Raw genomic sequence first — 23,282 nt, 5'->3', positions numbered from 1 at the left:
GTTGGCTGCTACAGTTGATCATTATCGTGCTGAATTGCTAGGTGTTATGACATGAAGGTGCGATTGCCCTGACTGGGAAACGCGTCGCAGTGATGGCTAACTCCTCGCTCAACCGGAGCGCCGACGGCAGGCCACCAAGGCCGGGCCGGTGGTACGAGGCACATTTTCACCGGCCCGGCCTTGGTGGCCTGCCGCTGTCGCCCGGTTAGCTCAAACGTTAGATTTACTTTTGGAACATTGGATGTCGTATCAAATAGTCGGTAGTGCTATCTACAAATGTACTAAGTGTGGTGCCAAGCACTACCTGCACCGAGAAGACTTCGAATTCAATGCTCAGTCAGGAAGTGAACGGCAAATGGGAGCCGAAACTCAGTACGTTGCTGAGTTTGATGAACCTTGCCATAACTGCGATCAGGATATACACCTTGAATTCGAAGTGTGGGAATATCCTGCCGGAATCATCAATTACACCAACGAGCAATCCGAAGGCGCAGAAATACTAGATAGCAGTTTTGAAATCGAACAAGAGCGAGATGAAGATGATGGCGTAATCGAGGCTGTCAAACTAGCCAAACCCCTTTTGCAGTTCCGTTTTGATAAGTTCTCCGAACAGTTTGTTGATTTTTGGATTTCTCGCTACAGAAAAGATGCTAAGACAACCACTGTCGTCTCTATTGTGTCAATTCTTATTGCCGCAGTGGTTCTAGGGTTCTCTATTTATAACTCCGAGCAAGCACGGAAAAGCAATCAAGAAAAAACACAAGATTTCAAAGAACAATACGTGCTTTTACGTGCCACGCAAGAAAATTTAACAGATCTCGAAAATTTCATCTTAAGTAAAAAGCAAGAGATATCAGCAACACAAGATTTATTGAACAAACTTCAGGAGCAAAAAGCAGAAATCGAACCCATTGTTGCCGCCAACCAAGAAGTGGTGGATGCTTTGTTCGCTCAACAAAGAAAAGAAATGGAAAAAGGCCTTTGGTTTGAACGTGGTATCAGTTTCGCTCTCGGAGTACTTGCGTCACTTATCGCATCTGTTATCTGGCATTTCGTGGGCAGGTTTAGGAAACGTGGCGATGAAAAGTAAATCTAACAAGGAAAATTCACTCGGACGTCAAAAAGCGCCGCTCCGCTATGCTTTTTGCCTCCGGTGATTTGCAGCGTTGTTCGTCATAGATGGAGGTACGCTGTGGCTGAGTACGATATTGCGTTTGGCGAGAGGCTCGCAGAAACAGCACGCATAGTTGCCGCTGATGGCTTGGCACAATTGGATGCGCAACGAACCGTCCTGTACCTCAGCCTTCTGTCTGTGGAGATCACATTGAAGGCGCTGCTTGAGCATGCGGGCATCCCGCTCACCGAGATTCGCGCGAGATCACACCGTCTTGCCGAACTGCTGTCTGATTTAGGGAGGTGTGAGGTTGAAGTCGAGGTAACACCGGGAGGCAACCATTACGTTTCGGCCTCGCGCCTCCGCTCCTGCACGCTTAAAGATGGTGCGGCCGAAACTACAGTGGGTGCTGTTATTGAGGCAGAAAGCCAAGGCGCATCAACCTATCCAAACCAAGTTCGGTATGGCAACGTCCTGCGCCATTTTCCCGCCAGCGTTGTCGCGCAAATGGCTGAGCGAACCTCGGCTTTTGCGCGTGAGCATTGGGGAAGTATTCGCGTCAATGCAAATCACCAGCAGCTTGGCACAATCTCCCGGAGCGAATGATGAAGCTCAACCCACCATTTCGGTCAATTCGGAGAGTCAAGGTCTTGGTCCTTGACACCTACGGGGTCTATAGCGGAGCGAAAATAGAATCGGCCCACCTCAAGTCTGCCTGCGCCTACGAAATCGAAGGCGAGTCAGGCGAGTGGGTGCGGCTCAGCAGGAGGTGGAGGTTTCTTTACAACAAAGAATCATTGACCTTCGCGTTTTCTTCACACTTCGGGGAACACCCATTTGTTTGCCTGCGTGATGGAAGAGCCATCTCACCAAGCAGCTTAATTCCATTTGCCCTGCGTTTTGATCGCTTATTGAAAGAAATTGCCGAGGCTGCATCCAAACAGAACAACGTCGGGGACGGCAAAGGAAAAAGCACGTCAGAAGCGCCAAGAGCCCCTGAGAAAAGGCGAAAGAAAAAATCCTTTCCATGTCCCGTTTGCAGGCACGAGCTTCAAACCGCACCTCCATTAGTTTGTCCGAATTGCAACACCGGTATCCCGGCTGACGCCAAAGACACCTCCTCCTTGCATTGGCCCGAGCATAAGAACGCATCGCCTGATAGTTCCGAGGGAAATGATGGAAGGCATATCGCGGATTGTTAAGACGCCCAACCAGTCGCTCCAAGGGACGCGCCGCAAGCGGCGCGCCCCTGAGCTTCGACGTTGACTGGCAGCTTCCATCAAAGCTGAACGGCAGCATCGGGTCGGTAGGGTGAGTTGAAGATTTCGGCAGCCGGTCATTCTTATGACATATACCCGGGCGGAATCAAGCGGCATCATTGGCCGAGGCTCCGCCATCAACGAAACCCGAAGCGCAGATGCAGCTCAATACGCCGCAACCCCCACCCCCTGATACACGCTCTGCCCCGCCCCAAAGTAGTTCTCATAAATATGGGCGTACGTCTTCGCCCGCTTCTCCCTCTTCAGCTCCGGCGTATAAGCCCCCGGCAGCCTGATGTAGAAGTCCCGGATCGTCCGCTCGACATCCGCCTTGGTCCGGGTCTTCAGCTTCCAGTCCAGCACCAGCTTCTCGGCCTTCAGCTTGGCGAGCATGTCCTTCGCCACCTTCTTCACCTCGTCCTTCTCCTTCTCGGTCAGCTCGGGCGCGGGCTGGGTCAGGAGGTCGAAGATGGCCAGCTCTTCCTCGCTCAGGTTCTCGCGGGTGGCCCGCTGTTCTTCCTGCGTGAGGTTCTGGGCGAAGTGCATCAGCTCCTTAAAGAAGGCCTCCAGGTTGTGGCTGGATGAGTTGTAGGACTCGATCAGCTTCTGGAATTTCTCCAGGAAGTCGATCCGGCCCTTGTTCTCGCGGACCATCGTGTCGAGCTTCCTCTCGATCTGCCCCTTCAGCTTCTCGGTCTCGGTGGCCTTCTTGCCTTCCTCGAACTTCTTCTGGAGGGCGGCGAAGTCGATCTGCGACAGGTCGATCAGGGCCTCGGCTGCCGGTCGCGCGCCGATGCGGTAGCCCTCGGTGGCGATGGCGTCGTCGAGCAGGGCATCGAGGTCGTTCATCACCCCGGCGATGTCCGGTGGCGGACGCAGGGCCTTGATCATCGCCGCGAGGTAGGCGACCAGCACCGAGGTCGGCGCGTGGGCGTTGGCTTCCGGGTCGGGGAGGATGGCCTTGAAGGTGCGGGCGACCTGACCGGCGAGCAGCAGGTAGGCCTTGGTCTTGTCCTCCCCGGCTTCGAGGATCACGTCCATGGCCTTCTGCAGGGCTTCCAGGCGCTGTGCGGGCGGGGTGTTCACGATCCCGCTCAGGTCGATGCCGAGGCCGGTGCACAAGGATTGCGCGTCTCGCAGTAGCCCTTCGAGTTGCTCGACCAGCGCCGCCTTGTCCTTGATCGGGAGCTGCCCCGGCTGGTTGGGCTTGGCGTAAATGCGCAGGGCGTCATGGAGGTTACGGAAGATGCCCACGTAATCGACGATGAGGCCGGCGGTCTTGCCTGGTGCGACGCGGTTCGCCCGGGCGATGGTCTGCATCAGGGTGTGGTTGCGCATCGGCTTGTCGAGGTAGAGCGTGGAGCAGGTCGGCACGTCGAAGCCGGTGATCCACATCGCGCAGACGAAGACCAGCCGCAGCTCACCATCTGGATCCTTGAACTGCTCATCCAGGTTCTCACCGACCATGCGCTGGCGGTGCGGGACGATGTCGAGGCCCTTGTCCTTCAGCTCCTCGATCTCGTTCTGCGACTGCGACACCACCACGGCCATGTCGGTGGTCTGCATGACCATGATCTTGTCGGCGAGCGTCTCCCTTGCGTCCCCGCTGGCGATCTTGAGTTGCGCTTCCAGCTCGGCCAGATGCTTTTTCCAGTGGGCCTGGACCTTGTCGTACATCCGCACCGCCGTGGCCTTATCGATGCAGACCATCATGGCCTTGCCCCGGTAGCCGCGACCGAGGAAGTGCTTCACCAGATCGGCGGCGATGGTCTCCAGGCGGTCGTCGCGGGTGATCAGGTGGTATTCGCGGGCGAACTCCCGCTCCAGCTTCTTCTCCTGATCCTCGTCGAGTTCTGCTTCTTCCAGCAGTCGCTCGATGTCGTGGTTCAGGTTGTCGTTGATGATCTGCAGCTCGGGGGTGCGGTTCTCGTAGTACAGCGGCACCGTGGCCCCGTCCTCGATGGAGCGGGCGAAGTCGTACACCGATACGTAGTCGCCGAACACCTCGCGGGTGCGCTCTTCTTCGCCTGCGATCAGCGGGGTGCCGGTGAAGCCGAGGAAGGCCGCATTGGGCAGGGCGTTCCTCATGTTCAGCGCGAACACGTCGTACTGGCTGCGGTGCGCCTCGTCGGTGATGACGATGATGTCGTCCCGGTCGGAGATCTTCGGGTAGGCCTGGCCCTTGTCGGTGCGGAATTTCTGGATCAGGCTGAAGACGTAGCGGTGGTCCTCACGCAGCAGCGCCTTGAGGTTCTCGGCGCTGGTGGCCTGCACCTCGGCCCCGGTGATCGCCCCGGTGGCGGTGAAGGTTGTGTAGATCTGGTCGTCGAGCTCGGCCCGGTCGGTGACCATCACGAAGGTCCACTTGCCGGGGAGCTTCCTCAGCACCTTCTGGGTGAAGAACACCATCGACAGGCTCTTGCCGCTGCCCTGGGTGTGCCAGAACACGCCGAGCTTCTTCGCCGCCTCGCGGTCGCCGGATTCCCGCAGCTTCACCATCTGCGCGATGGCCTTGTTCACGCCGAGGTACTGGTGGTTCTTGGCCACCTTCTTGATCAGCCCGCCCCGCGCCGTCTCGAACACGGTGAAGTTCTCGACGAGGTCGAGCAGCCGCCGCTTGTCGCACAGGCCCCGGATCGCGGTCTCCAGCGAGGTCGAACCCGCCTCGGTCTCGTCGTCGATCCGCCGCCACTCGAAGAAGTGCTCCCACGGGCTGGTCAGCGTCCCCACGCGGGTCTGCGAGCCGTTCGACAGCAGGATGAAGGCGTTGGGGTGGAAGAGCTGTGGGATGCTCTGGCCCTTGTAGTCCTTCAGGTTGTCGTCGTAGGCCGACTTCAGCGGCACATGCGGCCCCTTCAGCTCGACGAAGACCAGCGGGATGCCATTAACGAAGCCGAGCAGGTCACAGCGGCGCTTGTACATCTCGCCCGACACCCACATCTGCTGGGCGAGGAAGAAGTCGTTGTTGTCCGGGTCGTTCCAGTCGATGACTGCCAGCGCGACCGTCTGCGGGCTGCCGTCCTCGTCGGCGATCTCCACCTTCACCCGGTCGTGCAGCAGCGTGTAGAAGGCCTGGTTGGCATTCACCGGGATCTGCTTGGAGCGGTCCTCGGTGAGCTGCTCGATGGCCTGATCGTAGGCCGTCGCCGGGTAGCCGGGATTGATGCGCTCCAGCGCCCGCCGCAAGCGCGGCACCAGGATGACCTCGGCGGACGACTTGCGCCCCTCGGTGCCGTCGGCGCCGAAAGTCTCATCGTAGAGGTTGGCGACCTCCCACCCCAGGGAAGCGAAACAGTCCATCGCGGGCAACTCGACGAGTACGAGTTCGCCGTAGGTGGCGGTGACTTCCCTGGCGGTGAGGCGGATCGTCATGCGTTGAGCGACTCCAGACGGCACTGCTCATGCACTCGCCCCGGCGACAACTCCAGCCCGTTGGGCCAGCACAGGGCGCCAGCATCGATGAACGCGCGGCGGAAGTAGGCGGGATCGCGCAGCGGATCGAGCAAAGGCCCACTACGTTGCAGCAGCGCCTGCCCGTCGAATAAACCCTGGCTGCCATCGGAGAAGATCAGCCGGAGCTGAAAATCGGCGAGGGCTTCAACCTGAAGAATCTTAATCATCCTGATCGGCTCCCGGAATGCGTTCCAAGGGTTCGAACCGTTGCGCGTGCTCCCAGTTCGCCAGCAGTTCGTCGTGATGTCGCAGGCACCACTCTTTCACGATGGCAGCGGCCTTGCGCGGGAGACGACCTTCGCTGATCTCGCCGGTCCTGACCTCCACCAGCGCCTCGAAACCCTGATACTCGACATGGATGTGCGGTGGCGGGTGGTCGTCGTGCCACATGCGAACGATGATGCCGAAGAAGACGGACAAGATGGGCATGGTCAGCGCTCCCGTTCAGGCGGCTTCGGGTTCGGGCAAGGTGGAGACGTCGAGCTCGCCGGAGATCAGTTTGGGGAGCAGGAGGTCGCGGGTGGCGCGGAGGTTCCGGTTCTTTCTTTGCAGGTTCAGCGACAGCAGCATCAACTGTTCGGCAGTCGAAGAGAACGCGCCGACTAGGTCTTGTGGCGGCACAAGCAGTCTGATCCCCTTGAACGTGCCCTTCGTGATTTCCTTGAAGGTCGCGCCTGTGCCCAGGCCAATGAATGTCTCGACGTTGGCTTTCAACCAGTGATAGAGGAACCACAGCGGGTAATCGCTGTTCGGAAGGCAGGTGATGAAGCCTTGGTTCGTACAGGCCTCGTTCGTATTCACCGCTACCACACCGATAGTCGCCCTGCTTGTCAGCATCACCGACATCGGAGGGAAGAGCTTTGCCGAGCTTTTCGCCAGTCCAAGCGCCGTGATCCTGTCAGCCGATTGCTCCATAAATGACGTTCCCGCTCTTGTGAGATCGGTGGGCGAATACCAGTTGATCGTGCCTCCCTCCCAGTAAGTTGGCTCGGCCTTCGAGGGAGTGCCGCCACCGAGGATCTGGAAGGTCTGCGCTACCGTCTGGACTCTCCACCCCTCTGGAATCAACCCCAGTTCCGACTCCACCATCTTTACCGGCTCATACCCCGGAAAACGGAAGCGGACGAACCACTCCTCGTAGATTCTCCGGGCCATCTCCTCAAGGATGGCGATCCGTCGCGTGTTGTTTTCGATCAGGTCGTCGTAGGCGGACAGGATGGAGGCGATGCGGCGCTGTGATTCAAGTGGAGGACAATCAACGGTCAGTTCTTGCAGCTCTGAACCACGGATACCCTTCTGAGCTGCTCCCGTAACGATTGCTTCGATCTTGGAACGGCCAAGCCGCGATTTAAAGTAGAGGTAAAAGAATTCCGGATCAGCCTCTCGCTGATCGAGCCGAACCCTGATCAGGTGCGACTCGAAACACGTGACCTCGTCGACGGCGGTTACAAGACTGCACTTACCCGCCCCCTCCGCAACCATTGATTGTCGCGCAAACATTAGATCAAGAGGACGTACGGAGAACCTCTCAATCTCTGCGTGCGACAATTGCACTCTTTCCATGGAAATGCAGCCGATCCGGTCGTGACCAAATATCTCTCCCATGTTAATCATTTTGAAGCCAGACCCTCTCGAGCTCCGAGGACGCGTCAGGCCGTTTCTTGACGGCTCCAAGTACAGATCACCGAACCTAACTTCCTTCCAACCCATCGCTGTTACCCCTTCTCGACGATGAGGGCGATTCGGTCAGCAATGACTGCTTCAAGCTCCCTCGCTGAGGCACTCAGGAGTTCGAACTCTTCCGACAAGGCCTCAAGGCGCTCCAAGAAGACAAAATCATCTGGAGCCCTGTTTGCCACCCCGACATACCGCCCCGGATTCAGACTCCACCCCTGCGCCTCGATCTCCGCCAGCGTCGCCACCTTGCACACGCCTGCAATGTCCCGATAGCCCCCTTCTGGGAACTGCTGCCGGAGCATCCCCTCGCTTCCCGCCTCGGTTTCAACCGCCTCGCCGCGCCACAGCCGCACGATGTTGGCGAGGAACTCGATCTGCTCGGGCAGGAAGTCGCGGATCGCCCGGCTGACCTGTCGGTAGGTGCCGCGTGCATCGATGAACAGCACCTCATCCTTGCGCTCGCCCTTGGCCTTCGCCTTGTCGAAGAACCACAGGGTGCACGGCAGGGTGACGGTGTAGAAGAAGTTGGAGCCGACCGACACGATCACATCCACGCCGCCGGTCTGAATCAGCTTCTTGCGGATCTCCAGCTCGGTGCCCCGCGCATCGCCGGCCGAGTTGGCCATGACGAAACCGGCACGGCCGCGCTCGTTCAGCGCGCTGTAGAAGTGCTGGATCCACAGGTAGTTGGCGTTGTCGGTGGTCGGGATGCCGAAGGGGAAGCGGGGGTCGTCCTTGACCCGCTCCTTGTCCACGCCCGAGACGTTGAACGGCGGGTTCGCCATCACGAAGTCGAACTTGCCGGTGTTGCCGACGACGGCCTTGTGCGGGTCTTCGTAGTAGGTGTTCGATTCGCGGATGTCCCCCGAGAGGCCATGCACCGCGAGGTTCATCTTGGCGAGCTTGACGGTGTCGTTGGCCTTCTCGGTGCCGAACACGGTCAGTTCCTCGGCAGCCCGCTTCTGGTGGCGGGTGACGAACTGTGCGCTCTGCACGAACATGCCGCCCGAGCCGCAGGCGGGGTCGAAGATCTTGCCGTGGAAGGGTTCGATGATCTCGACGATCAGCTTGACGATGCTGGTCGGGGTGTAGAACACGCCGCCCTTCTGGCCTTCTGCCAGGGCGAACTTGCCGAGGAAGTATTCGTAGATCTTGCCGAAGGCGTCGCCCTCGACTTCGCCCAGCCCGTTCAGCACCCGCAGCAGCTCGACCAGCACGGTGTTGGGGAGCCGCCCGTAGGAGCGCGGCAGCACGCCTTTGAGTTCCTCGTTCTCGGCCTCGACCGCCGCCATGGCCTCGTTGACCGCCTTGCCCAGATCCTGGCCTTCCGCGAGGTCGAGCAGGTAGGAGAAGCGGGCGTTGTCGGGCAGGTACAGCGCCCCTTCGGCCTGATAGTCGAACTTCTCGATCTCGGGCGCATCCAGCCCGCTCTCGATCAGCTTGGCCTCGGCCTCGTGGAACCGCTTCTCGGCGTAGCGCAGGAAGATCAGGCCGAGGACGGGGTTGGAGAACTCCGAGGGCTTCAGGCCGGTGTTGGCCCAGAGTTGGTCTGCTGCCGCCCACAGGCGGGTTTCAAGCTGGTTGAGGTCGAGGGACATTTCTCAGGAGTGATCGGTGGTGGTAGCAGACAGACGGATTGTAGCGTTCGCGGGGAACGTAAATGTCATCGAGGCGATCGCGCCTACGCTCGGGAGCCCAGTCAGGGCAAGCCTTCCCGTCGGTAGCAGCCAAAAGAAAAGGGCGGGGAACCCATCGGATTCGCCCGCCCCCGGTTGGCCGTCTGCCAATAATTGGCTAGCCATTTGCCAGTTTATGGTCGCTGCTACAAGGTGTCACACATCGAGATTCTGCGCATACAGCGCATTGCCCTCGATGAACGCCCGTCGCGGTTCGACGTTGTCGCCCATCAGCGTGGTGAAGATCTCGTCGGCCGCGATCGCGTCCTCGATCTGCACCCGCAGCAGGCGGCGCACCGCCGGGTCCATGGTGGTTTCCCACAGCTGCTCGGGGTTCATCTCGCCGAGACCCTTGTAGCGCTGCTTGGTGAGGCCGCGCTCGACTTCGTTGAGCAGCCAGGCGATCGCATCGGCGAAGCGGGTGACGGCCATGCGCTTCTCGCCGCGGCGGACTTCGGCGCCGGGGCCGATGAGGTCGGAGAGCGCCTCGGCGGCGTTGCGGATGCTGCGGTAGTCGCCCGACAGCAGGAAGTCCTGCTCGATCCAGCCGAACTTGCGGTTGCCGTGGTGCAGGCGCTCGATGACCAGGCGCCAGGCGGCCTCGTCGCCGTCGACCAGCTCGCTGCCCGGGTCGCCGACATGGCCGTTGCCATTGCCGTTGGGATGGCGCTCGGACGCGGGGTCGTGGAATTCGGCGCGGATCTGCAGGCCCTCCGGCAGATAGGGCTGGATGCGGGCGGCGGATTCGATCGCGGCGGCTTCGTCGTCCAGGCTCACCGAAAGGTTGTGGGCGAGCATCGCGTGCAGCACTTCGGGGTCGATGTAGTTGGCGAGGCGCTTGATCACCGCTTCGGCGAGCAGGTAGCTGCGTGCCAGGCCGCCGAGCGCGTCGTCTGTGATCGGCTCCGCGCCCTCGCGCGGGGTCAGGCTGGCGCCGTCGAGCGCGAGCTTGAGCAGGTGGCCGTTGAGCTCGTGGTCGTCCTTGATGTAGATCTCGGTCTTGCCGTGCTTGATCTTGTACAGCGGCGGCTGGGCGATGTAGATGTGGCCGCGCTCGACCAGCTCGGGCATCTGGCGGTAGAAGAAGGTGAGCAGCAGGGTGCGGATGTGCGCGCCGTCGACGTCGGCGTCGGTCATCAGGATGATGCGGTGGTAGCGCAGCTTCTCGGGCTTGTAGTCGTCCTTGCCGATGCTCGTTCCCAGCGCGGTGATCAGGGTGGCGATCTCCTGGCTCTGCAGCAGCTTGTCGAAGCGCGCCTTCTCGACGTTGAGGATCTTGCCCTTGAGCGGCAGGATCGCCTGGAACTTGCGGTCGCGGCCCTGCTTGGCCGAGCCGCCTGCGGAGTCGCCCTCGACCAGGTAGAGCTCGCACAGCGCGGGGTCCTTCTCCTGGCAGTCGGCGAGCTTGCCGGGCAGGCCGACGCCGTCGAGCACGCCCTTGCGGCGGGTCATCTCGCGCGCCTTGCGCGCGGCGTCGCGCGCGCGCGCGGCCTCGACGATCTTGTTGCAGATGGTGCGGGCGTCGAGCGGGTTCTCGAGCAGGAAGTCGCCGAGCTTGTTGGCGACCACTTCCTCAACCGCCGGGCGGGCTTCGGAGGACACCAGCTTCATCTTGGTCTGGCTGGCGAACTTGGGGTCGGGCATCTTCACCGAGAGCACGCAGGCGAGGCCCTCGCGCATGTCGTCGCCGGTGATGTCGACCTTGGCCTTCTTGGCGATCTCGTTCTCTTCGATGTACTTGTTGATGACGCGCGTCATCGCCGCGCGCAGGCCGGTGAGGTGGGTGCCGCCGTCGGCCTGCGGGATGTTGTTGGTGTAGCACAGCACCTGTTCGGCGTAGCTGTCGTTCCACTGCATCGCCACTTCCACCGAGAGCTCGGCGTCGTGGCCGTGGCCGGTGGGGATGCGGGTGGTGCCGGTGGCGTAGAACACGGTGGGGTGCAGCACCGTCTTGGTGCGGTTGATGTACTCGACGAAGCCCTTCACGCCGCCGGCGAAGGCGAAGTCCTCTTCCTTGCCGGTGCGCTGGTCGACCAGGCGGATCTTGACCCCGTTGTTGAGGAAGGAGAGCTCGCGCAGGCGCTTGGCGAGGATGTCGTAGTGGTACTCGACGTTGCCGAAGATCTCCTCGTCGGCGAGGTAATGCACCTTGGTGCCGCGCTTGGTGGTCTCGCCGATGACGCGCGGCGGGCTGACCTCGACACCGTCGACCGTCTCGATGACGCGGTTCTGCGCCTTGCCGCGCTCGAACTCGAGCAAGTGGCGCTTGCCGTCGCGGGCGACGGTGACGTGCATCCACTTCGACAGCGCGTTGACGCAGGACACGCCCACGCCGTGCAGGCCGCCCGACACCTTGTAGCTGTTCTGGTTGAACTTGCCGCCGGCGTGCAGCACGCACATGACGATCTCGGCCGCGCTACGCCTGGGCTCGTGCTTGTCGTCCATCTTCACCCCGACCGGGATGCCGCGGCCGTTGTCGGTGACCGAGATCGAGTTGTCGGCGTGAATGGTGATGACGATGTCGTCGCAGTGGCCGGCCAGCGCCTCGTCGATGGAGTTGTCCACGACCTCGAACACCATGTGGTGCAGGCCGGTGCCGTCCGAGGTGTCGCCGATGTACATGCCGGGGCGCTTGCGTACGGCTTCCAGGCCTTCGAGCTGCTGGATGCTGGTCTCGTCGTAGTCGTCGTGCGCCATTGCGGACGCGGTGGGCAGGTCTTTCGGTTCGGACATGGTCATCTCAGGTAATTCGAAAAGAACGGGGTGCTGCGGCCGCTCGCGCGGATCAGATCCGCATCGGCATCACGACGTACTTGAAGTTGTCGTTGCCGGGAAGGGTGATCAGCGCGCTCGAGTTGCCGTCGTTGAAGCGCCATTCGACGGTTTCGGACGACAGGTTGTTGAGCACGTCGAGCAGGTAGGTGACGTTGAAGCCGATGTCGAGCGGCTCGTAGGCATACTCGACCTCGAGCTCGTCGTGCGCCTCTTCCTGCTCGGCGTTGGTCGACACGATCTTCAGGGTGTCGTCGGCGAGCACCATGCGCACGCCGCGGAACTTCTCGTTGGTGAGGATGGCGGCGCGCTGCAGGGCGGCGAGCAGCGGCAGGCGCTCGAACACCACCAGCTTGGGGTGGGCCTGCGGGATCACCCGCTCGTAGTCGGGGAACTTGCCGTCGATCAGCTTGGTGACGAGCTCGATCGAACCGAAGCGGAACACCGCCTGGTTGCCGGCGAGCACGATCTCGAGCGCATCGTCGGTGTCGCCGAGCTGGCGGGCGAGCTCGAGCACCGTCTTGCGCGGCAGGATGGCCTCGGTGCGCTGGGCCACCGGCGCCTCGAGCGGGTTCGCGGCGTAGGCGAGGCGGTGGCCGTCGGTGGCGACCATGCGCAGTTCGTCGCCGTCGGCGATGATCAGCAGGCCGTTGAGGTAGTAGCGGATGTCCTGCTGCGCCATCGCGTACGACACCTGGGCGAGCTGGCGCTTGAAGGCGCGCTGACCGATGGTGAGCCGCGCCACCTCGCCCTCGGGCAGGTTCATGCGCGGGTAGTCGGCCGCCGGCAGGGTCTGGAGCTGGAAGCGGCTGCGGCCGCCCTTGACGGTGAGGCGCTTGTCGTCGAGCGTGAGGCTGACGTCGGTGTCGGGCAGCGCGCGCAGGATGTCCTGCAGCTTGCGCGCGCCCACCGTGATCGCGACGTCCTCGCCGCCGATGTGGCCGGCGCTGGTGGTGCGGATCTGGATCTCGATGTCGGTGGCGAGCATCGTGAGCTGGTCGCCCTGCTTCTCGATCAGCACGTTCGACAGGATCGGCAGCGTGTGGCGTTTCTCGACGATGCCGGCAACCGAATGCAGCGGGGCAAGGAGCGCATCGCGGGAGGTGGTGAGCAGGAGCATGGTCTCAGATCAGGAAGTGGGTTGTACGGGAAGTCGCCACCGGGTCAGCCCCGCAGGACCTGGGTGAGCACGTGGACGTCGTGGTTGAGCTGCGGATCGCCGAGGCGTAACTCGGCGATCGTGCGGCAGGCGTGCAGCACGGTGGTGTGGTCGCGGCCGCCGAAGGCCTCGCCGATCGCCGGCAGCGACATCGGCGTGAGTTCCTTCGCCAGCCACATCGCCACCTGGCGCGGCCGCGCGATGACGCGGGTGCGCTTCTTGGAGTGCATGTCGGCGACCTTGATCTTGTAGTAGTCGGCGACCGTCTTCTGGATGTGCTCGATCGAGAGCTGGCGGTTGTGCGCGTGCAGCAGGTCCTTGAGCGCGTCCTTGGCGACCTCGAGCGAGATGCCGCGGCCATGGAAGCGGGCGTAGGCGACCACCTTGTTGAGCGCGCCCTCGAGCTCGCGCACGTTCGAGCGCAGGTTCTTGGCGATCAGGAAGGCGACGTCGTCGTCGACCGCCACCCGCAGCGCCTCGGCCTTCTTCTTGAGAATGGCGACCCGCATCTCGAGCTCGGGCGGCTCGATCTGCACGGTGAGGCCCCAGTCGAAGCGCGAGATCAGGCGGTCTTCGAGGCCCTGGATGTCCTTCGGGTAGGTGTCGCAGGTGATGACGATCTGCTTGCGCGCCTCGGTGAGCGCGTTGAAGGCGTGGAAGAACTCTTCCTGCGTCCGGTTCTTGTTGTTGAAGAACTGGATGTCGTCGATGATCAGCATGTCGAGCGAACGGTAGTAGCGCTTGAAGGCGTCGAAGCTCTTCTGCTGATAGGCGCGCACCACGTCGGCGTAGTAGTCCTCGACGTGTACATAGCGGATCACCGCGCGCGGGTTGTGGCGGAACACCGCATTACCGATCGCGTGCACCAGGTGAGTCTTGCCGAGGCCGACGCCGCCGTACACGAACAGCGGGTTGTATGAGGTGCCCGGGTTCTGCGCGACCTGCATCGCCGCGGCGCGGGCGAGGTCGTTGGCGCGGCCGGTGACCAGGGTGTCGAAGGTGAAGTCCGGGTTGAGGCGGGTCTTCTCGTAGGCGAGCTCGTTCGCCGAGGACGGTTCCGAGGTCGGCGCACGGGCGCGCGGCGCGCGCTCGACCGCGACGCTGACCGGCTCGGCCGGCGCCGGCGCAGGGGGCGCGCCGGCGCCCGCGGGCGGCGCCGGGTCGGCGGCCATTGCGGTCGGGGTGGCGGCCTCGGCGCGCGGCGCGGTCGGGCGCGCGGGTGCCTTGCCGGCCGCCGGCAGCTTGAGCTCGATCGGAAAGCCGCTGCCCTGGAACTCCTCACCGAGCTCGACGATGCGGCGCAGGTAGCGCTCACGCACCCACTGCAGCACGAAGCGGTTGGGCGCCACCAGGCTGATCGAGGGGCTTTCGTCGCCGCCGCCGGGCTCTGCACGCAGGGTCTTGATCCAGGTGTTGAACTGCTGCTGGGGCAGTTCCTGCTCGAGGCGGGACAGACAGAAGGGCCAGAATTCTTGGTTCACTGAGCGGACGATGGTGTTCTTCGCGATGTCGTGTTCCAGGACGCCGCGGCCTCGCCCGGACGAGGGGGCGGCGACGGGTCGGGAGACGTGGTGTGGGTAATTTCCGCCGCGCAGCGCAAGTCTGCGATAATGCGGGCTGTGTTCGAGCCCGGTCGGCGGAAGACCGGATGCAGGGGATTCTACCCTCGGCACGTACACTTATCCACAGGCTGCGGCAAAAATTCTTATTGACAAACATGGGATTATCGATTCCAATCTCGCGTTTGACCTAACCTTGGCACTCCGAACATGAAACGCACTTACCAGCCCTCCGTCGTCCGTCGCAAGCGCACCCACGGCTTCCTGGTCCGCATGAAGACCCGTGGTGGTCGTGCGGTCATCCGCGCCCGTCGCGCCAAGGGCCGTCATCGCCTCGCTGTCTGAGGTGGTTGCGCCCTCGGGTGCTGACGAAAGCTTTCGCAGCGCTCACAGACTGCACAAAACGGATGAGTATTCATCCGTTTTTGCTTTTCGGCGCGCACTGCGCGGCCGTTACTACATGCTCCACTACCGGCCCAATGGCCTCGACAGCGCCCGCCTGGGCGTCGTCGTGGCCAAGAAGCTGGCGAAGCGGGCGAACGTGCGCAATCTGGTGAAACGGATCGCGCGCGAGATCTTCCGGCGCCGTCGCGCCGCCCTCCCTGCGCACGACCTCGTCGTGCGCCTGCACGCGCCGGTCGCGAACGCGACGCGTGCCGAGCTCAACCGCGACCTCCTGCAGTTACTGGAAAGGCTGCCCCGGCCATGAAGACCCTGCTGATCGGATTACTGCGCTTCTACCGTTATGCGATCAGTCCCATGCTCGGACGCAACTGCCGTTTTCACCCGACCTGTTCCGAATATGCCATCGAGGCCGTCCAGCGCCATGGCGCGCTGCGCGGCGGCTGGCTGGCTGCGAAACGGGTGGGGCGCTGCCATCCCTTTCATCCGGGCGGTTATGATCCCGTCCCCTGACCAAAGATAGAACGAATCCGATGGACCAACGTCGCCTCATCCTCTTCCTCGTCCTGTCCTTCTCGCTGGTGATGTTGTGGGATGGCTGGATCAAGAGCAAGCAGCCGGCCCCTGTCGCCGGCGCCCCGGCCGCCGCGGTGGCCGATGCCGCCACCGGCGTGCCCACGCCGAGCGCCAGCCTGACCCCGGGCCAGGTCGCCGTGCCCAGCGAGCAGGCGGTTTCCGCCGCCGCCCGCATGGTGGTCGAGACCGACATGCTGCGCGCCGAGATCTCCGCCCAGGGCGGCGACATCGCGCGCCTCGAGCTCAGGCAGCACGAGTCGAACGAGGACCGCAGCAAGTCCTTCGTGCTGCTCGACGACGGCGCGCGCCATATGTATGCGGCGCAGACCGGCCTGATCGGCAACGGCCTGCCGAACCACAAGACCAGCTTCACCCTGCCCGCCGCGGCGGTGAGCCTGAAGGAGGGCGAGGATTCGGTGACCGTCCGCCTCGAGGCGGCCGAGCAGGGCGGCGTGCGCGTAGCCAAGCTGCTGACCTTCCATCGCGGCAGCTACCTGATCGACGTCGCGCACGAGATCGTCAATGACACCGGCGCGGCGGTGGCGCCGCACGCCTACTTCCAGCTGCTGCGCGACGACAAGCCGGCGGAATCGGTCGAGGCCTTCGGCGTGCAGACCTTTACCGGTCCCGCCTTCTACACCGACGAGGCCAAGTTCCAGAAGGTGTCGTTCGAGGACATCGCCGACGGCGATGCCAAGTTCGCACGCAAGGCGAGCGACGGCTGGGCGGCGATGGTGCAGCACTATTTCGTCAGTGCCTGGCTGCCGCCGAGCGGCACCGAGCGCGAGTATTTCGCCAACGCAGTGGGTGGCGGGCTGTATTCGGCGGGCGTGATCCTGCCGGTGAGCGAGATCGCGCCCGGCGCCACCGGCCGCGTCGAGAGCCGCCTGTACGCCGGTCCGCAGGAGCAGGACAAGCTCGAGAACATCGCCCCCGGCCTCGACCTGGTGGTCGATTACGGCTGGCTGACGGTGATCGCCGCGCCGCTGTTCTGGGTGCTGTCGTGGTTCCACAAGCTGACCGGCAACTGGGGCTGGGCGATCATCCTGGTGACGGTCGCGATCAAGGCGATCTTCTTCCCGCTGTCGGCCGCGAGCTACAAGTCGATGGCCAAGATGCGGGTGCTCGGCCCGCGCCTGCAGCGCATGAAGGAGATGCACGGCAACGACAAGGCGCGGATGCAGCAGGAGATGATGAATCTCTACCGCACCGAGAAGATCAACCCGCTCGGCGGCTGCCTGCCGATCCTGGTGCAGATCCCGGTCTTCATCGCACTGTACTGGGTGCTGCTCGGCAGCGTCGAGATGCGCCATGCCCCCTGGCTGGGCTGGATCCAGGATCTCTCGGCGAAGGACCCGTACTTCATCCTGCCGGTGATCATGGGCGTGTCGATGCTGGTGCAGATGAGGCTCAACCCGACCCCGCCGGATCCGATCCAGGCCAAGGTCATGATGGCGATGCCGATCGTGTTCACCTTCATGTTCCTGTGGTTCCCGTCCGGTCTGGTGCTGTACTGGGTGGTGAACAACATCCTGTCGATCGCCCAGCAGTGGCAGATCACGCGGATGATCGAAAGTGCAAAGCCGGGCTCCAAGGCCGCCTGACACCATCGTCGCGATCGCGACGGCGCCGGGCCGCGGAGGCATCGGCGTCGTTCGCGTGTCGGGCGCCGACCTGGCAACCTTCGCCCGCACGCTGACCGGCCGCGAGCCCAAGCCGCGGCTGGCGACCCTGGCCCGCTTCCGCGACGCGGACGGTGAGGCGATCGACGAGGGCGTGCTGCTCCATTTCCCCGCGCCGGCCTCCTTCACCGGCGAGGACGTGATCGAACTGCAGGGCCACGGTGGCCCGGTGGTGATGCAACTGCTGCTCGATCGCTGCCTCGCGCTCGGCGCCCGCCTCGCCGAACCGGGCGAATTCACCCGCAGGGCCTTCCTCAACGGCAAGCTCGACCTCGCCCAGGCCGAGAGCGTCGCCGACCTCATCGAAGCCTCCACCGCCGCCGCCGCGCGCTCCGCGGTGCGCTCGCTGTCCGGCCGCTTCTCCGAAGAGATCCACCGCATCGTCGATGCGCTGATCGACCTGCGGATGCTGGTCGAGGCGACCCTGGACTTTCCCGAAGAAGAGATCGAGTTCCTCGAGCGCGCGCGCGCGATGCCGCGTCTGGCCGCGATTCGTGCCGAGCTCGAGGGTGTGCTCGACCGCGCGCGCCAGGGCGCGCTGCTGCGCAGCGGCCTCAACGTGGTGCTGGTGGGCGAGCCCAACGTGGGCAAGTCGAGCCTGATGAACCAGCTCGCCGGCGAGGAGCGTGCGATCGTCACCGAGATCGCCGGCACCACCCGCGACGCGCTGCGCGAGACGATCCAGATCGAAGGCATCCCGCTCCACATCATCGACACCGCCGGCCTGCGCGAGACCGCAGACGTGGTCGAGCGCATCGGCATCGAGCGTAGCTGGCAGGAGATCCGTCGTGCCGACGTGATCCTGCTGCTGCACGACGCGCGCGAGGCTGCGGCGGCGCCGGTCGCGATCCGGGCGCAATTGCCCGAAGACGTCGAGTGCATCCGCGTGCTCAACAAGATCGACCTCGTCGGCCGTGCGCCGGCACGTAGCGAGCATGACGGCACGGTGACCATCGAGCTGTCGGCAAAGCAGGGTGTCGGCGTCGAGCTGTTGCGTGCCGAGCTGCTGCGGGTAGCGGGATGGCATGCGCACGGCGAGGATGTCATCCTTGCGCGCGAGCGCCATCTTCGCGCGCTGCGGAGCGCGCTCGCCCATGTCGACGCCGCCGCGGAGCGCAGCGACGCACTCGAGCTGTTCGCCGAGGAACTGCGCCTGGCGCAGGAGGCGCTCGGCGAGATCACCGGCGAATTCACCGCCGACGACCTGCTCGGGGTCATCTTCTCGCGCTTCTGCATCGGCAAGTGAGCCTCACCAGCGGCTGATTCCCCGCGCGATTGTTCGTGGCGGGCGAATGCGGTGATGCGAACGCGCGGGTTTATCGGGGTAGCGAAGCCGGGGAGAATGCAGGACGGTAGCGCGGCCGCCGTTTGGCGGGCGTGTGTTGGCGGATGGACTTCAGGAGGAATGCGAATGGATTCGACGATTTTCATTACGGGTGCGACTTCGGGATTCGGCGAGGCAACGGCACGCCGCTTCGCTGCGGCTGGCTGGAAGCTGGCGATCACCGGGCGTCGCGAGGATCGGCTCGAGCGACTGGCGGACGAGTTGTCGAAGCAGACCGAAGTCGTGCCGCTCACGGTCGACGTGCGCGACCGAGAGGCGATGGCAGCGGCGATCGAGAGCCTGCCGCCGTCCTTCGGCCAGCTGCGCGCACTGGTCAACAACGCCGGCCTCGCGCTCGGCATCGAACCGGCGCAGGCGTGCTCTCTGGATCAGTGGGACACGATGATCGACACCAACGTGAAGGGCTTGGTGTATTGCACGCGGATGCTGTTGCCGCGGTTGATCGCCCATGGGGCGGGGGCAGGCATCGTCAACATCGGCTCGGTCGCCGGGCGCTGGCCGTATCCGGGGGCGAATGTGTATGGCGCCACCAAGGCCTTCGTGCGTCAGTTCTCGCTCAACCTGCGCTGTGACCTCGAGGGGACCGGGGTTCGGGTCACCGACCTCGAGCCCGGGCTGTGCGAGAGTGAATTCAGTCTGGTGCGTTTCGGCGGAGACCAGGCGCGTTACGATGCGACGTATGCGGGGGCGAATCCGGTGCAGCCCGAGGACATCGCCGAGACGATCCACTGGCTTCTCAACATGCCTGCACATCTCAATGTGAACATGCTCGAGCTGATGCCGGTGAGCCAGGCGTGGAGCGGGTTCTCGATCCACCGTAAACAAGACTGAGCACGGCCGCGCCGCCGCCGCGGTTCGGGGGAGGGGGCGAGAGCCCTCTCCCCCGAACCGCATCAGGGCCCTTGAAGTAAGGATTGTTCCACGTGAAACACTGCAATCATGGATCTTGAATTCCTGCTGTTCGCGCTCGCCTGCGCGGCCTTCTTTGCGGGCTTCGTCGACTCGATCGTCGGCGGCGGTGGGCTGATCCAGATTCCGGCCCTGTTCGCCGCATATCCGAGTGCGCTGCCGGCGAGTCTGTTCGGCACCAACAAGCTGGCAAGCATCGTCGGCACCACAAGTGCGGCCGTGCAGTATGCGCGCCGCGTCAGCATCCAGTGGCGGCTCGCGGGACCGGGGGCGGTGGCAGCGCTGATCGGCGCCTGGTATGGCGCCAAGGCGGTCGTCTACATGCCGCCGAGCCTGCTGCGTCCGCTGGTGCTCGGCTTGCTGGTGCTCGTGGCGATCTACACCTTCGTCCGCAAGGATCTCGGCAGCGTTTCACGCGAGGCGGCCGAGGGGCGACGGGAAGTCCTGCTGATCGTCCTGATCGGCGCGGTCGTGGGCTTCTACGACGGCTTCTTCGGCCCGGGCACCGGCAGCTTCCTCATCATCGCCTTCATCCGTTTCCTCGGCATGGATTTCCTGCGCGCCTCGGTGACCGCCAAGGTGCTCAACGTCGCCACCAACCTGGCGGCGATCAGCTACTTTGCGAACAACGTCGAGATCCTGTGGCTGGTAGGCGCCGTGATGGCGGTGTGCAACCTGAGCGGAGCGATCGTTGGCTCCCGAATGGCGATCCGGCATGGCACCGGTTTCGTGCGCAAGATGTTCCTTTTCGTGGTCATCGCCCTGATCGCCAAGCTGGCCTACGACATCGTCCGAGGTTGATACGCGCGGAAGCACGCTGTTCCACGTGAAACAACGCGCGGCCGTGCGCCCCTCGCTGCCGGGAAGGTTGCGCATATTCAGAGTGTTAGAATCGGAGGCGATGGGTTACCGGGTCGAGGGAGCGCCATGAAGCACCGTCCGCCGCCCGCCGTCGAGGGTCTGATCCTCGAGCCCTTGAACGACGACGCAGGTCTTTTCTACCGTGCCGGTCGGCTCCTCGAGCGCGGCCGCAGTGCTCACCAGGCGTACGAGGTGTGGGACAGCCCGCAGTTCGGAAGGCTGTTCCGGCTCGACGGCAGCTCGATGAGCTCTGAGCGCGACGAGTTCCACTACCACGAGAACCTCGTCCACGTGCCCTGCATCGCGCATGCCGGCGTGCGTCGTGCCCTGATCGTCGGCGGTGGGGATGGTGGCTCGGCCGAGGAACTCCTCAAGCAGCCCGCCATCGAGCACGTGCTCATCGTCGAGCTCGACGCGAAGGTGGTCGAGATCGCCCGCAAGTACCTGCATGCAGTGCATCACGGGGCGCTCGACGATCCACGGGTCGAGCTCCGCATCGGAGACGGTCTTCGTCACGTCATGGAGTTGCTGCCGACCGCCGGCCAGCGCTTCGACCTGATCGTCCTCGATCTCACCGAGCCGACCGGTCCGGCCGAGGCGCTCTACGCCGAGGACTTCTTCGCAGGATGCCGGGCGCTGTTGAATCCGGGCGGCGCGCTCAGCCTGCACCTCGGCGCGCCGTTCTTCCAGCCCGAGCGGGTGCGTACGCTGGTCCATCGCCTGCGGGCGGTGTTCTCGCAGGTGCGGCCGTATTTCCTCTACGTGCCGCTGTACGGGACGCTGTGGGGCTTCGCGACCGCCGCCGACGCGCTCGATCCGGCAAGCCTGACGGCGGACGAGGTCGATCTCCGTCTGCTGCGGCGCGGAATCGGGGCGCTGCAGCACTACAATGGCAGCGTCCACTGCGCACAGTTCGCGCTTCCCAATCACCTGCGCACCCTGCTGGCCTGATCCCGGCGGGCGTGTGCCTCCGCATACGCAGATACAACGTGAATCGTCCTGTCTTTCCTCGCGAGCGGGGACCCCGGCGCCCCGCGGCTGCGCGTACCGCGCCTGGTGCCAATCGTTCCCCGGCCACGCGGATGCCCGCGACCGGGAGCCTCGCTCACTCGGTGCAGCAAGCCGCCCAGCTGATCGCCGCCGTGCTCGACGGCGGCAACCTGACCGCCGCCTACGAGCGCCTGACCGCCCGCCATCCCGAATGGCCGGACGCAAGCCGCGGCGCGGTGCGAGACCTCGCGTGGTCGACCCTGCGCGAGTACGGTCGCGGCGACGCGATCCTCGGGCGCCTGATGCGCTCGCCGCCACCGCCGGTGGTGCGCGCGATCCTGCTCGTCGGTCTGCACCGCCTGATGCAGCGCCCGGAACAGGCCTACACCATCGTCGACCAGTGCGTCGAAGCCACCGCGGCGACGATGCCGGGCCTGAAGGCCACGGTGAATGGGGTGCTGCGTAACGCCCTGCGCCAGCGCGAGGCGTGGCAGGGCTGGATCGAGGCCTCCGAGCCGGCCCGCCACGCCCATCCGCAGTGGTGGATCGACCTCCTGCGGCGCTCGCAGCCACAGCGCTGGGCCGAGGTGCTTGCCGTCGGCAACCTGCATCCGCCGATGTCGGTGCGGGTGAACCGCCGGCGAATCGACGTCGAGGTCGCCCAGGCGAAGCTCGCCGGCGCCGGGATCGAGACGCGCAGGCTCGATGACGATGCCTTGCTGCTGGCGCGGCCGGTGGGCGTCGGCCAGTTGCCCGGTTTCGCCGAAGGCGAGCTCTCGGTGCAGGACGCCGGCGCTCAGCGGGCGGCGGTGCTGCTCGACGCGCGCGATGGCGATCGCGTGCTCGATGCCTGCGCCGCGCCCGGGGGCAAGACTGCACACCTGCTCGAGCGCAACGAACTCGAGCTGCTCGCGCTCGAGCAGGATCCCGAGCGCGCGCCGCGCATCGTTCGCAATCTCGAGCGGCTCGGTCTGTCGGCGCGGGTGGAGGTGGCCGATTGCTGCGCGCTCGACGACTGGTGGGACGGCCGCCCCTTCGACCGCATCCTCGCCGACGTGCCGTGCTCGGCCTCGGGGGTCGTGCGTCGCCATCCCGACATCAAGTGGCTGCGCCGCCCGGAAGACATCGCGGCCTTCGCTGCGACCCAATCGCGGATCCTCGATGCGCTTTGGCGCACCCTTGCACCGGGTGGCACAATGCTGTACGTGACGTGCTCCGTGTTCGACGCGGAGAATGCCGCACAGATTGCCAGGTTTTGCGAGCGTCATTCCGACGCGCAGCGCCTCGCCATCGACGACCGCCCCGACTGCCAGTTGTTGCCGAGCGCCGAACATGATGGCTTCTACTTCGCCCGGTTACGCAAGTTCCGCTGAGCGCCTGCTGCGCCGGCTCATCCTCGCCCTGCTGCTGGCGCTGGGCCCGATCGTGCCGGCGGTTGCCAACGACAGCCGCATCGTCAGCGCCGAGATCGTGCCCGGTGAGGCGGGCGGCTACGTGATCAACGCGGACGTCGCGTTCGAACTCAACGACCGCCTGCAGGACGCGCTGCTGCACGGCGTGACCCTCTACTTCGTCGCTGAGGCGATCGTCGAGCGTCCTCGCTGGTACTGGCTCAACGAGGTTGTGGTCGATCGCCGCCTCGAGTACGGCGTGAGCTACCACGCGATCACGCGCAGCTACCGGCTGTCGGTCGGCAGCTTCCATCAGAGCGTGGACAGTCTCGACGCCGCGGTGCGCACGATGCAGCGCATCCGCAACTGGCAGGTGGCGGAGGCAGGCGACATCCGGCCCGGCATCTCGCACGAGGTGGCGCTGCGTTTCCGGCTCGACATGAGCCAGTTGCCCAAG

At 64.0% G+C, this 23,282-nt stretch carries 21 protein-coding genes; 13 read left to right on the top strand and 8 right to left on the bottom strand.

Annotation, left to right across the window (positions count from 1 at the left end; genetic code table 11):
• Positions 1–241 precede the first annotated feature (241 nt).
• The 3 genes from BB334_RS18285 (at position 242) to BB334_RS18275 (ending at position 2,316) form a co-directional block, all read left to right on the top strand.
• Complete coding sequence (locus tag BB334_RS18285; protein WP_158014429.1) at positions 242–1,090, top strand: hypothetical protein; 849 nt, start codon at positions 242–244, stop codon at positions 1,088–1,090.
• A gap of 102 nt (positions 1,091–1,192) precedes the next feature.
• A complete protein-coding gene (locus BB334_RS18280; protein WP_158014428.1) occupies positions 1,193–1,720 on the top strand; it encodes a hypothetical protein in 528 nt (175 codons plus the stop codon).
• Entirely contained in the window at positions 1,717–2,316 is a 600-nt protein-coding gene (locus BB334_RS18275) for a hypothetical protein (protein ID WP_158014427.1), read from the top strand. The genes BB334_RS18280 and BB334_RS18275 overlap by 4 nt, the downstream gene beginning before the upstream one ends.
• Before the next feature lie 222 nt (positions 2,317–2,538).
• On the opposite strand, the gene BB334_RS17000 is transcribed toward BB334_RS18275, so the two are convergent.
• The 8 genes from BB334_RS17000 to dnaA form a co-directional block, all read right to left on the bottom strand.
• The gene (locus BB334_RS17000) at positions 2,539–5,745 is read right to left on the bottom strand and encodes a type I restriction endonuclease subunit R (protein ID WP_068809685.1); all 3,207 of its coding nucleotides are present in this window, start codon (positions 5,743–5,745) and stop codon (positions 2,539–2,541) included.
• Positions 5,742–5,993 (bottom strand): DUF2442 domain-containing protein, encoded by a 252-nt coding sequence (locus tag BB334_RS16995; RefSeq protein WP_068809684.1) that lies wholly within the window; start codon positions 5,991–5,993, stop codon positions 5,742–5,744. Before BB334_RS16995 ends, BB334_RS17000 begins: the two co-directional genes overlap by 4 nt.
• Entirely contained in the window at positions 5,986–6,255 is a 270-nt protein-coding gene (locus BB334_RS16990) for a DUF4160 domain-containing protein (RefSeq protein ID WP_068809683.1), read from the bottom strand. The genes BB334_RS16995 and BB334_RS16990 overlap by 8 nt, the downstream gene beginning before the upstream one ends.
• A 15-nt stretch (positions 6,256–6,270) precedes the next feature.
• A complete protein-coding gene (locus BB334_RS16985) occupies positions 6,271–7,431 on the bottom strand; it encodes a restriction endonuclease subunit S (protein ID WP_232756772.1) in 1,161 nt (386 codons plus the stop codon).
• Positions 7,432–7,541: 110 nt separating this feature from the next.
• Positions 7,542–9,101 carry a type I restriction-modification system subunit M gene (locus BB334_RS16980; protein ID WP_068809681.1) on the bottom strand — a complete coding sequence of 520 codons (1,560 nt, stop codon included), beginning with the start codon at positions 9,099–9,101 and terminating at the stop codon, positions 7,542–7,544.
• A 234-nt stretch (positions 9,102–9,335) separates the two neighbouring features.
• Positions 9,336–11,912, bottom strand: a complete 2,577-nt coding sequence (gene gyrB, locus BB334_RS16975) for a DNA topoisomerase (ATP-hydrolyzing) subunit B (RefSeq protein WP_068809702.1) — start codon at positions 11,910–11,912, stop codon at positions 9,336–9,338.
• Positions 11,913–11,964: 52 nt separating this feature from the next.
• On the bottom strand, positions 11,965–13,071 hold the full coding sequence (dnaN, locus tag BB334_RS16970; RefSeq protein ID WP_068809680.1) for a DNA polymerase III subunit beta: 1,107 nt from the start codon (positions 13,069–13,071) through the stop codon (positions 11,965–11,967).
• Between the two features lie 44 nt (positions 13,072–13,115).
• The gene (dnaA, locus tag BB334_RS16965) at positions 13,116–14,591 is read right to left on the bottom strand and encodes a chromosomal replication initiator protein DnaA (RefSeq protein WP_068809679.1); all 1,476 of its coding nucleotides are present in this window, start codon (positions 14,589–14,591) and stop codon (positions 13,116–13,118) included.
• 288 nt (positions 14,592–14,879) lie between these two features.
• Between dnaA and rpmH the strand changes: the two genes are divergently transcribed.
• The 10 genes from rpmH to BB334_RS17795 form a co-directional block, all read left to right on the top strand.
• Complete coding sequence (gene rpmH / locus BB334_RS17800; protein ID WP_002926183.1) at positions 14,880–15,014, top strand: 50S ribosomal protein L34; 135 nt, start codon at positions 14,880–14,882, stop codon at positions 15,012–15,014.
• Complete coding sequence (rnpA, locus tag BB334_RS16960) at positions 14,953–15,378, top strand: ribonuclease P protein component (protein WP_408646469.1); 426 nt, start codon at positions 14,953–14,955, stop codon at positions 15,376–15,378. Before rpmH ends, rnpA begins: the two co-directional genes overlap by 62 nt.
• A complete protein-coding gene (yidD, locus tag BB334_RS16955) occupies positions 15,375–15,584 on the top strand; it encodes a membrane protein insertion efficiency factor YidD (RefSeq protein WP_068809678.1) in 210 nt (69 codons plus the stop codon). The genes rnpA and yidD overlap by 4 nt, the downstream gene beginning before the upstream one ends.
• Before the next feature lie 20 nt (positions 15,585–15,604).
• Complete coding sequence (gene yidC / locus BB334_RS16950) at positions 15,605–17,251, top strand: membrane protein insertase YidC (protein ID WP_068809677.1); 1,647 nt, start codon at positions 15,605–15,607, stop codon at positions 17,249–17,251.
• Positions 17,223–18,575 (top strand): tRNA uridine-5-carboxymethylaminomethyl(34) synthesis GTPase MnmE, encoded by a 1,353-nt coding sequence (mnmE, locus tag BB334_RS16945; RefSeq protein WP_068809676.1) that lies wholly within the window; start codon positions 17,223–17,225, stop codon positions 18,573–18,575. Before yidC ends, mnmE begins: the two co-directional genes overlap by 29 nt.
• Positions 18,576–18,740: 165 nt before the next feature.
• Positions 18,741–19,505, top strand: a complete 765-nt coding sequence (locus BB334_RS16940; RefSeq protein ID WP_083200475.1) for an SDR family oxidoreductase — start codon at positions 18,741–18,743, stop codon at positions 19,503–19,505.
• Positions 19,506–19,613: 108 nt separating this feature from the next.
• The gene (locus BB334_RS16935) at positions 19,614–20,384 is read left to right on the top strand and encodes a sulfite exporter TauE/SafE family protein (protein ID WP_068809674.1); all 771 of its coding nucleotides are present in this window, start codon (positions 19,614–19,616) and stop codon (positions 20,382–20,384) included.
• Positions 20,385–20,510: 126 nt separating this feature from the next.
• Positions 20,511–21,395, top strand: a complete 885-nt coding sequence (speE, locus tag BB334_RS16930; RefSeq protein WP_068809673.1) for a polyamine aminopropyltransferase — start codon at positions 20,511–20,513, stop codon at positions 21,393–21,395.
• Positions 21,396–21,526: 131 nt separating this feature from the next.
• Complete coding sequence (rsmB, locus tag BB334_RS16925; RefSeq protein WP_068809672.1) at positions 21,527–22,807, top strand: 16S rRNA (cytosine(967)-C(5))-methyltransferase RsmB; 1,281 nt, start codon at positions 21,527–21,529, stop codon at positions 22,805–22,807.
• On the top strand, positions 22,767–23,282 hold a 516-nt coding region (locus BB334_RS17795; protein WP_088179210.1), incomplete at its 3' end, for a DUF4390 domain-containing protein. The genes rsmB and BB334_RS17795, both read left to right, overlap by 41 nt.

The organism is Thauera phenolivorans (assembly GCF_001696715.1).
GTDB lineage: Bacteria > Pseudomonadota > Gammaproteobacteria > Burkholderiales > Rhodocyclaceae > Thauera > Thauera phenolivorans.
The sequence above is the reverse complement of the archived record's forward strand: the minus strand, read 5'-3'. Positions and strand labels throughout refer to the sequence as shown.

Bases quoted from the DNA above. Each gene is read 5' to 3' on its own strand.
- BB334_RS18285 (WP_158014429.1), top strand. From the start codon at position 242: ATGTCGTATCAAATAGTCGGTAGTGCTATCTACAAATGTACTAAGTGT.
- BB334_RS18275 (WP_158014427.1), top strand. From the start codon at position 1,717: ATGATGAAGCTCAACCCACCATTTCGGTCAATTCGGAGAGTCAAGGTC.
- BB334_RS17000 (WP_068809685.1), bottom strand. From the start codon at position 5,745: ATGACGATCCGCCTCACCGCCAGGGAAGTCACCGCCACCTACGGCGAA.
- BB334_RS16995 (WP_068809684.1), bottom strand. From the start codon at position 5,993: ATGATTAAGATTCTTCAGGTTGAAGCCCTCGCCGATTTTCAGCTCCGG.
- BB334_RS16990 (WP_068809683.1), bottom strand. From the start codon at position 6,255: ATGCCCATCTTGTCCGTCTTCTTCGGCATCATCGTTCGCATGTGGCAC.
- BB334_RS16985 (WP_232756772.1), bottom strand. From the start codon at position 7,431: ATGGGAGAGATATTTGGTCACGACCGGATCGGCTGCATTTCCATGGAA.
- BB334_RS16980 (WP_068809681.1), bottom strand. From the start codon at position 9,101: ATGTCCCTCGACCTCAACCAGCTTGAAACCCGCCTGTGGGCGGCAGCA.
- gyrB (WP_068809702.1), bottom strand. From the start codon at position 11,912: ATGTCCGAACCGAAAGACCTGCCCACCGCGTCCGCAATGGCGCACGAC.
- dnaN (WP_068809680.1), bottom strand. From the start codon at position 13,071: ATGCTCCTGCTCACCACCTCCCGCGATGCGCTCCTTGCCCCGCTGCAT.
- rpmH (WP_002926183.1), top strand. From the start codon at position 14,880: ATGAAACGCACTTACCAGCCCTCCGTCGTCCGTCGCAAGCGCACCCAC.
- yidD (WP_068809678.1), top strand. From the start codon at position 15,375: ATGAAGACCCTGCTGATCGGATTACTGCGCTTCTACCGTTATGCGATC.
- yidC (WP_068809677.1), top strand. From the start codon at position 15,605: ATGGACCAACGTCGCCTCATCCTCTTCCTCGTCCTGTCCTTCTCGCTG.
- BB334_RS16940 (WP_083200475.1), top strand. From the start codon at position 18,741: ATGGATTCGACGATTTTCATTACGGGTGCGACTTCGGGATTCGGCGAG.
- BB334_RS16935 (WP_068809674.1), top strand. From the start codon at position 19,614: ATGGATCTTGAATTCCTGCTGTTCGCGCTCGCCTGCGCGGCCTTCTTT.
- speE (WP_068809673.1), top strand. From the start codon at position 20,511: ATGAAGCACCGTCCGCCGCCCGCCGTCGAGGGTCTGATCCTCGAGCCC.
- rsmB (WP_068809672.1), top strand. From the start codon at position 21,527: ATGCCCGCGACCGGGAGCCTCGCTCACTCGGTGCAGCAAGCCGCCCAG.